Origin of the sequence: Providencia sp. PROV150 (genome assembly GCF_028481025.1) — a bacterium.
Taxonomy (GTDB): domain Bacteria; phylum Pseudomonadota; class Gammaproteobacteria; order Enterobacterales; family Enterobacteriaceae; genus Providencia; species Providencia hangzhouensis.
Genome location: NZ_JAMPPJ010000015.1, coordinates 112,738 through 125,913 on the forward strand (window position 1 = coordinate 112,738; position 13,176 = coordinate 125,913).

General features: G+C 38.9%; 15 protein-coding genes. 3 read left to right on the forward strand and 12 right to left on the reverse strand.

The features are described 5' to 3' along the window. Positions 1-3 precede the first annotated feature (3 nt). The 11 genes from mutM to radC form a co-directional block, all read right to left on the reverse strand. Positions 4-813, reverse strand: a complete 810-nt coding sequence (gene mutM, locus PSE83_RS12335; RefSeq protein ID WP_004265140.1) for a bifunctional DNA-formamidopyrimidine glycosylase/DNA-(apurinic or apyrimidinic site) lyase — start codon at positions 811-813, stop codon at positions 4-6. 21 nt (positions 814-834) lie between these two features. Continuing rightward, a complete protein-coding gene (locus tag PSE83_RS12340) occupies positions 835-1,980 on the reverse strand; it encodes a glycosyltransferase (RefSeq protein WP_239982630.1) in 1,146 nt (381 codons plus the stop codon). A 1-nt stretch (position 1,981) separates the two neighbouring features. Further along, positions 1,982-2,998 carry a glycosyltransferase family 8 protein gene (locus PSE83_RS12345; protein ID WP_198634093.1) on the reverse strand — a complete coding sequence of 339 codons (1,017 nt, stop codon included), beginning with the start codon at positions 2,996-2,998 and terminating at the stop codon, positions 1,982-1,984. After that, positions 2,991-4,229: an O-antigen ligase RfaL gene (rfaL, locus tag PSE83_RS12350; protein WP_272660891.1), complete on the reverse strand. Its 1,239-nt coding sequence runs from the start codon at positions 4,227-4,229 to the stop codon at positions 2,991-2,993. The genes PSE83_RS12345 and rfaL overlap by 8 nt, the downstream gene beginning before the upstream one ends. An 18-nt stretch (positions 4,230-4,247) precedes the next feature. Further along, positions 4,248-5,258, reverse strand: coding sequence for a lipopolysaccharide 3-alpha-galactosyltransferase (gene waaO / locus PSE83_RS12355; RefSeq protein ID WP_110592784.1), 1,011 nt, complete (start codon positions 5,256-5,258; stop codon positions 4,248-4,250). Between the two features lie 24 nt (positions 5,259-5,282). Then, entirely contained in the window at positions 5,283-6,080 is a 798-nt protein-coding gene (rfaP, locus tag PSE83_RS12360) for a lipopolysaccharide core heptose(I) kinase RfaP (protein ID WP_004265130.1), read from the reverse strand. Then, positions 6,077-7,198, reverse strand: a complete 1,122-nt coding sequence (locus tag PSE83_RS12365; protein WP_164456230.1) for a glycosyltransferase family 4 protein — start codon at positions 7,196-7,198, stop codon at positions 6,077-6,079. Before PSE83_RS12365 ends, rfaP begins: the two co-directional genes overlap by 4 nt. A 1-nt stretch (position 7,199) precedes the next feature. Next, positions 7,200-8,264 carry a lipopolysaccharide core heptosyltransferase RfaQ gene (gene rfaQ, locus PSE83_RS12370; protein WP_144140344.1) on the reverse strand — a complete coding sequence of 355 codons (1,065 nt, stop codon included), beginning with the start codon at positions 8,262-8,264 and terminating at the stop codon, positions 7,200-7,202. A 198-nt stretch (positions 8,265-8,462) separates the two neighbouring features. Continuing rightward, positions 8,463-8,630, reverse strand: a complete 168-nt coding sequence (gene rpmG, locus PSE83_RS12375) for a 50S ribosomal protein L33 (protein WP_004265124.1) — start codon at positions 8,628-8,630, stop codon at positions 8,463-8,465. Positions 8,631-8,641: 11 nt separating this feature from the next. Continuing rightward, on the reverse strand, positions 8,642-8,878 hold the full coding sequence (gene rpmB, locus PSE83_RS12380) for a 50S ribosomal protein L28 (RefSeq protein WP_004265123.1): 237 nt from the start codon (positions 8,876-8,878) through the stop codon (positions 8,642-8,644). A gap of 274 nt (positions 8,879-9,152) precedes the next feature. Beyond that, positions 9,153-9,818: a RadC family protein gene (radC, locus tag PSE83_RS12385; RefSeq protein WP_094962934.1), complete on the reverse strand. Its 666-nt coding sequence runs from the start codon at positions 9,816-9,818 to the stop codon at positions 9,153-9,155. Between the two features lie 183 nt (positions 9,819-10,001). Between radC and coaBC the strand changes: the two genes are divergently transcribed. The 3 genes from coaBC to slmA all read left to right on the forward strand — a co-directional run bounded on the left by coaBC (position 10,002) and on the right by slmA (position 12,472). Next, on the forward strand, positions 10,002-11,213 hold the full coding sequence (coaBC, locus tag PSE83_RS12390; protein ID WP_272660892.1) for a bifunctional phosphopantothenoylcysteine decarboxylase/phosphopantothenate--cysteine ligase CoaBC: 1,212 nt from the start codon (positions 10,002-10,004) through the stop codon (positions 11,211-11,213). Beyond that, positions 11,200-11,655 (forward strand): dUTP diphosphatase, encoded by a 456-nt coding sequence (dut, locus tag PSE83_RS12395; RefSeq protein WP_094962911.1) that lies wholly within the window; start codon positions 11,200-11,202, stop codon positions 11,653-11,655. Before coaBC ends, dut begins: the two co-directional genes overlap by 14 nt. 217 nt (positions 11,656-11,872) lie before the next feature. Further along, on the forward strand, positions 11,873-12,472 hold the full coding sequence (gene slmA / locus PSE83_RS12400; protein ID WP_004265112.1) for a nucleoid occlusion factor SlmA: 600 nt from the start codon (positions 11,873-11,875) through the stop codon (positions 12,470-12,472). A gap of 49 nt (positions 12,473-12,521) precedes the next feature. On the opposite strand, the gene pyrE is transcribed toward slmA, so the two are convergent. After that, entirely contained in the window at positions 12,522-13,166 is a 645-nt protein-coding gene (gene pyrE / locus PSE83_RS12405) for an orotate phosphoribosyltransferase (RefSeq protein ID WP_004265110.1), read from the reverse strand. Positions 13,167-13,176 lie beyond the last annotated feature (10 nt).

Consider the following 13,176-nt stretch of genomic DNA (forward strand, 5'->3'; position numbering starts at 1 on the left):
GCACTATTTTTGACACTGCGGACAAAAGAAAGTACTGCGTTGCCCCTGTTTAATGCTTTCTATTGGCGTACCACACATTGAGCAGGGTTCCCCCTTTTTCCCATAGACAAACAATTCTTGGGCAAAGTAACCCGGCTTACCATCCGACTGTAAAAAATCTTTTAGTGTCGTGCCGCCTTGCTCAATGGAGCGTTGTAACACCTTTTTGATCTGTTGCACGAGTTCAGTAATTTCAGCCAGTGTTAATGTATTAGTGATTTTTTCAGGTGATATTTTCGTCGCAAATAATGCTTCATTGGCATAAATATTACCCACACCAACAACCACTTTGTTATCCATTAACCACGGCTTAACGGCCACTTTTTTCTTTTGCGCTAATTCATAAAGATATTGGGGATTAAAGGCATCTGATAATGGCTCAGGTCCTAAGTGTGCAAGTACCGAACTGTTTTCTAAATCATCACACCAGAGCCATGCGCCAAAACGACGAGGGTCCGTATAGCGCAGCACTTTGCCATCTCGCATAACTAAATCTACATGGTCATGTTTTTCTTCAGGTAATTCTTCGGTCAAAATACGCACACTACCAGACATTCCCAAATGAACAATAATCCAACCTGTTTGCAATTCAATCAGTAGATATTTGGCCCGACGTTGGACACTCAGAACCGCTTCATCTGATAAGCTTTTAATTTGTTCACTGACCGGCCAACGTAATCGACTGTTGCGTACAACTGCGTAAGAGATTGTATTACCGACTAAATGTGGCTCTATTCCACGGCGACTGGTTTCAACTTCTGGTAGTTCTGGCATATATAAACTCACATTTCTTGCTTAGGGATACCATTTTGCAATCACCCTCATGAGCTCATCTTTAACAATTTCCCAAGTGAAATTATCATAAGCATGTTTTTTGGCATGATAGGCTATATCTTGGCTATTTGGGTGCTCTAACGCACTAGTAATATCTTCAGCCATACTTAAAGGCGAAAGTGGCTCCCTGAAAATAAACCCAGTTTCATTATGTGAAATAAATTCCACCATTGCTCCTCGCTGGCTCGCTATCACAGGGCGCCCGGAAGCCATCGCCTCTAATGCGACCATACAAAATGGCTCTGGGGCGATGGAAGGTACAGCAACCACATCCGCAAGAGAATAATAGTGTCGGATCTTTTCAGGATGAACACCACCTAAGAAAATACATTGTTTATCCAAATTTTTTGCATAATCTTTTACTTCATCTTGATATTGCGCTAATTCACCTTTTAACGCGGCATTTGGGTCACCCACAATGACGAGCTTATAACGAGGGCCTTTTTTAAAGAAAGTTTCGCACGCCTGCATTAATTCAAGTAATCCTTTATCCCTAGCGATTCGGCCAGCGAATAAAACTATTTTATCTTCTGCTGTTAGCCCAAAATCCTCACGTTTGACCTCAGGAGGCTGAGCATAAATTTCACCATCAAACCCATTACGGACCACTTCAATAAGCGCATTTGGTAAACGTTCTCTGTACCAGTTTTTCATAAAATGACTTGGCACAATGATTTTTATGTCTTCAGGGACATCTTTAGGCTCATACAAATTATGCATGTGTAACACAACGTTATTATGCCCTTCTTTCTTAATTATTTTTTTGAAGGATTTAATATGATTGTGAACAAAAATAACGCTTTCATTCGGATTTGGCGAAAATTGATGTTTAATTTTGACAATTCTATCTGCATAAGAATATGGATCTAATCTTGTCCATTTCTTGAATAGCCTTGTATACACTTTTCCAAACTTAATACGCTCAATTTCACAATACTTATTAACAACAGAATGAGCACTATACCCATCATTTCGTATACAAACGATTCGGTTTTCAATGTCTAATCGTTTGGCGACATTGTACATCCACGATTCAATTGCTGCCGCACTTTTAGGCGGTATAGAAAATATAGGAGAAACCGTTAAGATAATTTTATTAATCATCATATTATTTTCTTTTTTTTGCGTATTTTTCAAACAAATAGCAAATGCCCGACAAAATACCTGATAAATACGCACCCCGCTTTAATAGGTGTTTATATTCCTTTTTCCTTTCAACAAATTTAGTGGCATGTTTTAAATCATCCTTTGTCCAAGGTGATTGTGCTAATGCTTTATAAAAAGACTGAGAAGAAGGATAATTCGCCCATGTGTGCCAAGGTTTACTCACACCAGTGTAATGAATTAAAACCGTTTCGGGTGCAATAATGGTTTGGTATTTTTGATGTGTTCGGTCATACAGCTCATTTTTTAGGGTGTAAACTGTATTAAATTTTTTATTAAGCAGTATCAGGTCATTTCTTAAAATAAGGTTTAATACATCTTGATCAGGGTATTTAAACCGTTGTTTCGCATTTTCTGCAGACAATAACTCAAAACATTGCTGAGTAACTCGTTTTTCATGCCACTTCTTTAAATTCACAAACATAACACCCGAGTTAAAATAGGTCTCAGCTAACTGTGGTGTGTGTAGTCGCGTTTCACTTTTTGTTCTTACACCGATGTCATCAGCAATAACACCACAAACTTTGTCTTCAATTAAATTGGCTGCCAAATCTAATTGACCATCACAGATAACATCCGCATCTAAATATAAGGCAACATCATAATCTTTCGAAAGATAATCTAAAGCAACTAACCGAAAATACATCGCTGAGGACCAAACATCAGAAGCCGGCAATGTTTTTAATAATTGATTATCCAATTCATAAACATGAAATTCAGCTGGAAACTGATGAGAAATAACCTTCAATTTCTCTAAAAAGCTAGGGCTGACTTTATCTAAAAAATAATGAAATCTGAAGAACGTATTTGGGTTATTAATAAGTAAAGAGACCGCTGAAACACCCGCACCAAACTGATAGTTTTCATCCGAACCATAAATAACATCAAGACATGGTAAAGAGGTATTACTAGCATTAGCCCCCTCATTTAGCAGATATTTATTTGTTATCAGGTTATCCATGGCACACTCTCTTCTGCTTGGTTGAACTATGCCCCATCATGGCGATTAAAAACCCCAAAAGAATACCTAAGGGTTTAAGGTCCACTTGTTCAAACATTCCACGAACCAGATAAAAGCCAATAAGACTTAACAACAATGCAATGAAGGCAAAGTAAATTTCCGGTTCTTCAGACCTATTTTTAATCCCTTGCATTGAGGAATAGCACATTGACAAAAATACCGCACTAAATATCGCTAACCCTACAATACCCGCACCAAACCAAATATAAAGCCAAATATTATGGGGCCCAATAGATCGCTTAAATTTCCATTCCGAATGATTTTTTACAACACTATTGTACTTTTCATGATAGATTTTATCGCCAAAACCATACCCGATAACTGGATTTTCCAGTATAAGCTCAAAAGCGGTTCCTTGGGTTCCATTAGCATAACGGTAAGAACTGTCTGTCTGCTCCAGCTTATAAAATAATTGTTTACTTGTATCAGGATAAATTAGCTTAATAGAAATAAGTGAAATTACCGAAAGGCATAATACAACCCCAATTAGCTTCCAAGGTCGTTTGAAACATAAAAATAATAACCCAGCGGCTGCAACTGCAACCCATGCCCCCCGAGCTAGCGTTCCAAGCAAAACAAACAGAAATACAATACTTAAAATATAGAAATAAATAATTTTAGATTTAGGCAATAAATACCAAAGAATAGGAAGTATTGGAAAGAAAAAAACTAACGCATCCGAAACATGCCTAAAATCATAGGTAGTAAACGGCAAGATACCCTGCTGATAAGCTATATAGTAGCGGTATAACTCAACAAGTAAAACTAAGGCTAACGATGCAGTAAAACTCGTTAATAATAGTTTTGAAATATCTTTTAGGCTTTCTCTATATAAAATAATCGGCAATAAAAGAGATAAACTTAGTATTCCATAATTTAATAAATTATTGTTGAGGGTCTTAATCGATACACTTGGTATATCCGAATAAGTTACTGATATATAAAGAAACACAGAAAAAGCACCAACCAAATATAATAGCTTATTATTTAATTTTTCCAACACTTTTTTTGTATCTAAAGATAGATAAACCAAAGATGTCGCTATCATCAAATAGAACAGAATATGCTTATATCTCGTTACATTTTCCACAAAAAAAAGAACAACAAAAATTAGTACCAAAGTCTTGTTATACTTTGAGAGAATACTTTCATTTCTTTCTAAAAAAGACATAACTTACCCAATTATTATTTAATTTAGTTTGACCCAGAAATACTGAAGATTATTTTTTATCCCAGAGAAAACCTTTCCTTGGTTAAACATATGCTTCGCACAATAACGCAAATGATTACTGCTTTTAGCCTTCAGTAACGGAATATCTTTCCAAGGCGATGCGTCCTTTGCACTAATAAAGGGTTGAGCTGTTGGATAATTCGCCCACTCATGCCAAGGCTTAGTTGGGCCAATATAATGAATCAATACCGTTTCAGGCGTGATTGGGTTTTCTTTTTTGCCTTTTTGCAGCTCATAATTGATGCTGTATTGAGTGTTATATTTGCCATCAAGGTAAATGACTTTCCCTGTTAATAGCATATTTAAAATGTCTTGGTCTAAATAGGATAATTTTGCTTTCACAGCATCTTGGGAAAGTAAATCCATTGCTTTAGTTGAGATATCAAATTTTGACCAATTCACTAAATTTAAAACTAAAAACCCTGCATTAAAATACCCCGAAGCAATACTTGGGACTCCTAGAGCATCAGCTCTTTTTTGCCACCAATTGCGATCCCTTTCAGGCACAACAGCAGCGATTTCATCATCTTTAAATTGAATATTTAGCAATGGCTGCAGCGTTCCTTGGCACATAATATCTGCATCCATATAGATCATTCTATTTAACTGGTTTGAAAAGTAGTCCGCAATAATAAACCTAAAATAAGTTGCATATGACCAATTTTTGGTACTTGGAAGCGATTTAAGCTGTTCACAGTCAACTAAATAAACTTTAATACTCGTCTTATATTGCTCAGCGAGCTGTTTAAATAATTTATTTTGCTCATCATCAAAATAGTCAGTAAATACATGAAATGAAAAAGAGATATCAGGATTGGTTTTCAATAAAGAAGCAATCGAGATCCCACAACCATATAGAAAATTACGGTCAATCCCATAGGAAATATGTAAGCTATCATTATTAACAATCGCATCAGATGACGATAAATCAATTTGTTGTGTAACCGCATTTTCTTTATTGAAGAACATTTATATCTCTCTTCTTTCTTTGACTTACAATGACTTTCTAATTGTACGTTCTTTAATTTGTGCAGCTTTGCTTTCCGCTTTAGCGATCAATGACGCTTCCTGTTGCAAAATATCTCGTAGCGATAAGCCAAAGTAGACTTTCATAAAACGAAGAACATCACGCTGAGTGAGCCCAATATTTAATGATGAATAATATAAACCAATTAAGTCTTTATTTCGCCAACGAATTGGAACAGAATTTCTGAGTTGTGCTCTGTGCAAATCAATAACCGATATTTTTAGCTGCTCTTCATTTCCCGTAAATGGCAAATGCAGTAAAAAATGGCAAATATAACAATCACGATGGTTAATACCCGTTGCGTGCATTTTACGCACCATTTTCGCGACCCGACGAATAATCATTTGCTTGGTACTGAAAGTTGGCGGGTTATCTAACCAATTTGCACAATAATCTTCCAAACTCACCGTCGGGGTCAAATCTTCAGTAATAATAAAGGAGTGGCGACGAAGAGGATTAACCCCTTTTTGCCCGAACGCCCGGCCATTCATAGTATCCACTCCAACTTGGGTAAGTTGATGAATAGCATTCCACTCTCTATCAGCCCCTAATACCGGTAACCGAAAAGATAATAAGTTTTTAAGGACCTCTTTCAGTGTAGTCCCATAATGAATTTTTATAAAATAGCTGCGCCCTTCAAGTTCAAAGCGCAGCGTTTTACGTGTCTCTAACGCACGAAAAACTTCACCTTGTAACTTATCAGCTTCGATAAAGGGATCTTTATTTTTCCATAATTCACTAAAAGGGGTTTTTAACTCAATCATTTGCTTCCCCCTAAAATAATATCTGCGGCTTTTTCTGGTAAACTATACAAATCTTCTGTATCCGCAAAATAGCGCGCATTACTTGCCCATTGTGCTAATTGAGCCGGACTTTTTAAACTATTTTCTAAAGCCACGTTTAAAACGGTTTGCTCAAAAGGTTCGTTTACCACAATACCGCATTGAGCTTGGCTAATAAATGAAGCATATCCACACACTTCTGTGACAATAATCGGTAAACCTGCAGTAATCGCTTCTAATAACACGATACCTGCGGCTTCTTGATAAGCTGGATGCATTAATATATCGGCTGCTGCCATTAATTCTGCAATATCATTACGTCCACTAAAGAAAGAGACTTGTGAGCCGATTCCTAGCGTTTTCGCTAACTGCTGGTATTTCACCGGTTTATCTTGGCCAACTACCATCAATAACGTGTTTTTCTTAATGTCTTCGGGCAACGCCGCAATGGCTTTTATGGTCCGGTCAACACCTTTACGTTTGAAGTCAGAGCCTACCTGCAATACTAAAAATGCAGATTCAGGTATTTGATTTTTTTCACGATAAACTCTTTTGGCGTCAGCAATTTGTTTATCATATTTTCTATCTTGGGCAATACCGGGAGGTAGCATATGAAAACGCTCATTTTCAGTTCCATAATGCTTTTTAAAATGACTAATTTGATGTGGCGTTAACATTAATAGCTGTGTCGGTTTCCCCACTGCAAAAACCGCTTTTTCAAATGCGGCATAGTGTTTATAGCGAGGTGTCAGCTTATACAAAAACCCTTTTTCTTCAGCGACTTTTTGTGCATAACAGACATCAGCTGCATAATAAACATCCAACCCTGGCATTTTATTGAAACCAATTATCCGCTCAGCAGGATGCTGCTTTAAATGAGCTAACACCCAGTCACAATATTGTGCATTTCGCCCATGATTCGTCTTTGAAGTTACCGGCACGATAATAATTTCAAAACCACTAGGCTTATCACCTTCCCATGATTGGGTATAAACACGGACGTGATGACCACGTGACTGGCATTCAGTTGCAATACGTAGGAAATCCCGCTGTAACCCACCAAACGGAAAGTATTTATATAAGCAAAATGCCAGATTCATGTTAATACCTTGTCATCATAGAGCGAATATTCATCGGCAACATTTTCTCTGTTGCTTTAATTACATCAGAAGCTGGAATAATGGATAAATACTTTTTATCACGATCTAGCTCTTCTCTCGGTGGCATAGTTTCATAATCACCCGCCCAAAACTGAACGACATTATCGCTCCAAGGCCGCCAAAAAATATGATTTGTCGCACCGAAAAGGCACACTATTGGCGTTTTAACTGCAGCAGCAATGTGCATTGGTGCCGAATCAACACCAATAAATAAAGCGGCATGAGCAATCAATGCGCCTAGCTCAGGAAATGAAGTTTTCCCTGCAAGCTCAGTAACGGGCTTTGTTCGGCAGCCATTTGCAATATCACTGATACATTCCAAATCTTCTTTACTCGGCCCCGAAGTTAAAACCACTTGATAACCCCGAGACTGCAATGCATCAATGACGGCTGAGAATTTTTCATTATCCCAACACTTAAAGGCTTGGCGTGCTGTTGGTTGGATGACGACATAGCTACTATGGACACCAAGGCTTAATAACCTTTCATCAATATTTTTCCAATCCTGCTCTGAATAAGACATCGTTAGATGTGTTTTTAGTTCTTTTATTTCTAACGGCTTGAGCACTGATAGGTTATTTAGAACAACATGTTCGCCTTCAGGTTCTGTCAAATGCGTAAAACTATTACACCAATATTTAGAGTCTCGGTGGGCAAACTGATGGGAAATTTTTGTACTAGCAGGAATTGCTCGAACCAATACACTCACCATCCATTGGTCTGCTAGATTAACAACTAAATCATATTTATTTTTACGCAGCTTTAGCAGTAATTTAATAAAATTACATGCTTTACTCAGCCCACCACTTTTTTTCCCTGCCATGCCGTACAAAGCGTTAATTTCAGCATTTTCAGAGAGGATAGGGATAGTATCCTGATAAAGCAAAACATCAATTTCAGCATCAGGATATTGGTGTTTTAATGAGCTGATAACCGGTGTTGTCAGCAGCATGTCCCCATGAAACCTCATCTTGATCACAAGAATTTTTTTAAACTGTTTTTTCACCAGGCACTCTTAATCAAGTCTATATGTAAAAGACAATAGTCATTCGACAACAAATATCATTATTAATTCAATGAATACTCTCTATGTTACTACTTTCATTATAATGGTCATAGCTTCGAATGCGCATATCATCGATAACCCAAATTTTAGGTAAAAAAAAACTCAGCCGAAGCTGAGTTTTTAACGCAGAAAGCAAAATTATTTAATTTTTGCTTCTTTGTAGATCACATGCTTACGAACAACTGGATCGAATTTTTTCAGTTCCAGTTTTTCTGGCATTGTGCGCTTGTTCTTCGTAGTGGTATAGAAATGACCTGTACCTTCAGAAGAGACTAGCTTGATTTTCTCGCGAATACCTTTAGCCATTTTTTAGCTCCTTAGTACTTCTCACCACGGGTACGCAGTTCAGCAAGAACAGCATCAATACCCTTTTTATCGATAACACGCATACCTTTAGCAGATACACGCAGTGTTACGAAACGTTTCTCAGACTCAACCCAGAAACGGTGAGAGTGCAGGTTTGGCAAAAAACGACGTTTGGTCGCGTTTAATGCGTGTGAACGGTTGTTACCGCTCATTGGACGCTTGCCAGTAACTTGGCAGACTCGTGACATGTCTATTCTCCAAAAATCTAATCAGCTCGAGCTTTTTTGTTCTGGGTATGGCCGCCTCGTCAGGCTTAGGAGCCCATCTCAGCAAACTTTCATTGACTGAAAAAACCGTTAATACCTGAATAAAGATTTACTTTACTAAGACGTAAAAATTTACTGAGATAGGCCCTTCTCGCCAAACCCAAGATCCTTAAAGGTGGCGTAGTATACGCTTTCAATCGTTTTCACTCAAGCCCAACACAAAGAAAGTTGTCATTTTTTAGGCAAAAAAATAATTTTATAACCACCCTCGTTCTACAAATGAGACACATTGCTTATGCCCGACGACAAAATGGTCAAGTAGTTTAATCCCCATAATAGCGCAAGCTCGCTGGATTCGCTCTGTCACTTGCCTATCCGCAGTGCTGGGTTCTGGGTTACCCGATGGATGATTATGGGCTAATATAATGCCGTTCGCATTCATTTTTATGGCAAAGCGAATAATTTCTCTGGGGTGGACTTCAACTTTGTTCAAAGTACCTTTAAACAACTCTTCATGGCAAATAATTTGATTTTTATTATTTAAAAATATCACGACAAAAACTTCACGCTCTTGCCCTGCAAATAAATCCAACAACTTTGCTTTCAACTGTTCAGGCCCAGTCATCACATCTTCATATAAAAATTGTTCAGAGAAAAAGCGTCGAGCTAGTTCACTGACGGCCTGTAGTTGGGTAAATTTACAACTCCCCATTCCTTTACAGTGTTTTAGTTTTTCGTAGTCTGCTTGTAGAAGCAAATACACTGAACCAAACTCCTGTATTAAACGCTTCGCAAGCTGCAAAACAGGTTCACCTTGGCTCCCTGTACGCAAAAAAATAGCGAGTAGCTCAGCATCAGATAACGCAGCCGCTCCGTATGCGAGTAGCTTTTCTCTTGGTGGTAAATCTAGATGTTCACTCATCATATTCTTTGTCCCTAAATCCCTTGCATCCTTTTTATCTAGCCTAAAAAACATTCACAACCCCTCACATATGGGTTTGCGTAGCGCTTCGCAAAAATAGTACTGTGACGAAAAATCGAGCGCGCCACCTCTAGCTTCTCTGTGGTAATATGCCTCCCATGTTGACCGAATTGGATAAAAATAATGAATCAACTATCACTATTAGGTAAGCAGATAGTTATTGGTATTAGTGGGGGCATTGCCGCTTATAAAATCCCTGAACTTACCCGCCGTTTGCGCGATAAAGGTGCGATTGTGCGTGTTGTGATGACTCAAGGTGCAAAAGCCTTTATTACACCTTTAACCTTGCAAGCTGTTTCAGGGCATCCTGTTTCTGATGACTTACTCGACCCAGCCGCTGAGGCTGCTATGGGACATATTGAACTCGCTAAGTGGGCAGATATCATTATTCTAGCGCCTGCTACTGCGGATTTAATTGCTCGCCTCAGTGCAGGAATGGCAAATGATTTACTCACAACAGTTTGTCTTGCTTCCGCTGCACCGATTGCACTTGTGCCAGCAATGAACCAACAAATGTACAAAGCAAAAGCAACGCAAGAAAATTTAATCAAATTGCAACAACGCCAATGTATGATTTGGGGGCCGGACGCAGGTAGCCAAGCTTGCGGTGATATTGGTCCTGGTCGCATGATTGACCCACTAGAAATTGTTCGTCTAACCAGTGAGTTTTTTGCCCCTAAACTCGATTTACAAGGCATCAAATTAATGATCACTGCTGGCCCCACACGGGAAGCACTCGACCCCGTTCGTTTCATCAGCAACCATAGTTCGGGGAAAATGGGTTTTGCCATTGCTAAGGCAGCCAGTCAACGTGGTGCTGACGTCACTTTGATTGCGGGCCCTGTAAATATTGAAACACCAGAAGGGGTTAAGCGGATTGATGTCACGAGCGGCCTAGAAATGTATGAGCAAGTTCATCAAACCATTACAGAGCAAAATATTTTTATTGGTTGCGCCGCAGTTGCAGATTACCGAGCAAAAAACATTGCTGAAAACAAAATAAAAAAACAAGGTGATGAAGTTTCGATTACACTTATCAAAAATCCAGATATCGTGGCTAGTGTCGGCAACCTAAAACACAATAGGCCATATGTTGTTGGGTTTGCAGCTGAAACCCAAAATGTGGAAGAATACGCACGCCAAAAACGACAGCAAAAACAACTCGATCTCATTTGTGCCAATGACGTCTCACTAGCAGACAATGGATTTAATAGCGATAACAACGCGTTACATATTTTTGATGCTAACGGTGATACACGTTTGCCTCACTGCAATAAAAACGAATTAAGCCACTATTTACTTGACGAGATACTTCAACGTTATGAAAAAAATTGACCTAAAAATCCTTGATAGCCGTATCGGTAATGAATTTCCTCTACCAGCCTACGCCACTACAGGTTCTGCTGGTTTAGATTTACGTGCATGCCTTGATGCACCTATCGATCTGGCGCCAGGTCAAACAGAACTTATTCCAACGGGTTTAGCCATTCACATTGCTGATGAAAGCCTTGCTGCTGTGATCTTACCTCGTTCAGGTTTAGGACATAAACATGGCGTCGTACTTGGTAACCTTGTTGGGCTCATTGACTCTGATTATCAAGGGCAACTTATGGTGTCTGTCTGGAACCGTAGTGATAAAACTTTTACTATTGAACCCGGTGAACGTATGGCTCAAATGGTATTTGTCCCGGTTGTTCAGGCGGAATTTAATATTGTTGATGATTTTGACGCAACAGAGCGTGGGGCTGGCGGTTTCGGCCATTCCGGCCGTCAATAAATAGAATATCCTGATAACAAATATGCTAGATAGAACCTGAATTAGGTTCTATCTTTATGAATAAAAACAATCAGCCGCATATTTTCTTTCAGGAAGCTTGCTCAACATTACTTATATTTTAAATATTTTTTAAATCCATTTTGCTTTGTAAGTCTCTTTACTAAGAGCAAAATTTTGGATAGTTTGTTTTGCTGTTTTAGCAGGGGTCTTATTAGACATGGCAGAAAAAGCGACAACACAAAAACGTAACAGACGTGATGAGATTTTACAGGCTCTTGCGTTAATGTTAGAAAGTAGTGATGGTAGCCAACGCATTACAACAGCAAAACTTGCTGCTACGGTTGGTGTATCAGAGGCTGCGCTGTATCGTCATTTTCCGAGTAAAATGAAAATGTTCGATAGCCTCATTGGGTTTATTGAAGACTCATTGGTTTCGCGCATTAATCTGATTTTAAGTGATGAAAAAGATACGATAATTAGAATTAAACTAATACTAGCGCTAATACTTGGTTTTTCAGAGAAAAACCCTGGGCTAACGCGTATAATGACGGGCCACGCTCTGATGTTTGAGCAAGATAGGCTTCAAGATCGTATTAATCAATTATTTGAACGTATAGAATCGCAATTGCGGCAGGTGTTGAAAGAGAAAAAAATACGTGATGGTCATGGGTTTATTCATGATGAGTCACTGCTTGCTTCTCAGTTATTAGCCTTTTGTGAAGGGATGCTCTCACGTTTTGTACGTTCTGAGTTTCGTTATCGGCCAACCGTCGAGTTTGAATCGCGCTGGCCTTTAATTCTAGCTCAGTTACAATAACCGATTGTTTATACTACTCACCCCGCCCATCATTGGGCGAGGGCTTTTTTTACTCGATTCCGTATTGTTCGCGGTAAGCCTTCATAGCCGCTAAATGTTCCTGCATACCTTCCTGTTCAGAGAGGTAAGTGATTAAATCGCTCATGGTAATAATTGAGTAAACTTTACAGCCATAATCACGCTCAACCTCTTGCACTGCTGAAATGTCACCTTTGCCTTTTTCTTGGCGATCAAGGCATAGCAAAACACCATTCAACGTCGCTTGTTGTTGTTTAATAATTTCCATTGACTCACGAATTGCCGTTCCTGCAGTAATGACATCATCAACTACCACAACACGCCCTTTCAAAGGACTCCCAACTAACACGCCACCTTCCCCATGGTCTTTAGCTTCTTTGCGATTGAAGCAATATGGCATATCGATGTCATGGTGTTCAGAAAGTGCTACCGCCGTCGTCGTTGCGATAGGGATCCCTTTATACGCAGGGCCAAAGATGACATCACACTCAATTGCACTATCTTGTAATGCTTGTGCATAAAAACGACCGACAAGTGCCAGATCACGCCCTGTATTAAATAACCCCGCATTGAAAAAATAAGGGCTTTTACGACCTGATTTCAGCGTAAACTCACCAAATTTAAGTACCTGTTTTTTCATGGCAAGTTCAATAAAATCGCGCTGATAGGCTTTCATTGGTCATTCT